This is a genomic window from Caballeronia sp. GAWG1-1, from assembly GCF_023631465.1.
Lineage (GTDB): Bacteria > Pseudomonadota > Gammaproteobacteria > Burkholderiales > Burkholderiaceae > Caballeronia.
In genome coordinates, this window is the sequence record NZ_JALQDB010000015.1 from 1 (window position 1) to 769 (window position 769).

Consider the following 769-nt stretch of genomic DNA (forward strand, 5'->3'; position numbering starts at 1 on the left):
GCCGCCGCCGCTACCGTGTTCAACGTCGCGGCCTTGATGGACGCGTTGTCGTGTTCCGCAATTACCAGAATCGTCATCAGATCACCTTCGCTTCGTTCTGCAACTTCTCGACCAGAGTCTTGACATCGGGCACCACCACACCCGCCGAACGCTTAGGCGGCTCGACGACCTTCAGCGTCTTCAGTCGCGGCGCGACATCCACGCCGAGGTCGGCCGGCTTCACGACCGTCAGCGGCTTCTTCTTTGCCTTCATGATGTTGGGCAGCGTCACATAACGCGGCTCGTTCAGGCGCAGGTCGGTGGTGATGACAGCGGGCAGCTTCAACGACAGCGTTTCCGCGCCGCCATCGACTTCGCGCGACACGGTGGCTTTGCCGTCAGCTACGACGACCTTCGATGCAAACGTCGCTTGCGGCAAGCCTGCCAGCGCGGCGAGCATCTGTCCGGTCTGGTTCGAGTCGTCGTCGATTGCTTGTTTGCCGAGGATGACGAGTTCGGGCTTTTCCTGATCGACCAACGCCTTGAGCAGTTTGGCGACGGCAAGCGGCTGCAACTCATCGACGGACTCGACGAGAATGGCGCGATCCGCGCCGATTGCAAGCGCCGTGCGCAGCGTTTCCTGGCATTGCGTGACGCCGCACGACACGGCGATCACTTCGGTTGCCACGCCCGCTTCTTTCAGACGCACCGCCTCTTCCACGGCGATCTCGTCGAACGGGTTCATGGACATCTTCACGTTGGCGATATCGACACCCGTGTTGTCCGACTT

1 protein-coding gene is annotated in these 769 nt (G+C 61.4%); it reads right to left on the reverse strand.

The window, feature by feature from the left end; all coding sequences use genetic code 11:
* Window positions 1-76 precede the first annotated feature (76 nt).
* Window positions 77-769, reverse strand: a 693-nt coding sequence (locus NCT03_RS10345; RefSeq protein WP_250492629.1) for an electron transfer flavoprotein subunit beta/FixA family protein, incomplete at its 5' end; no start/stop codon positions are given.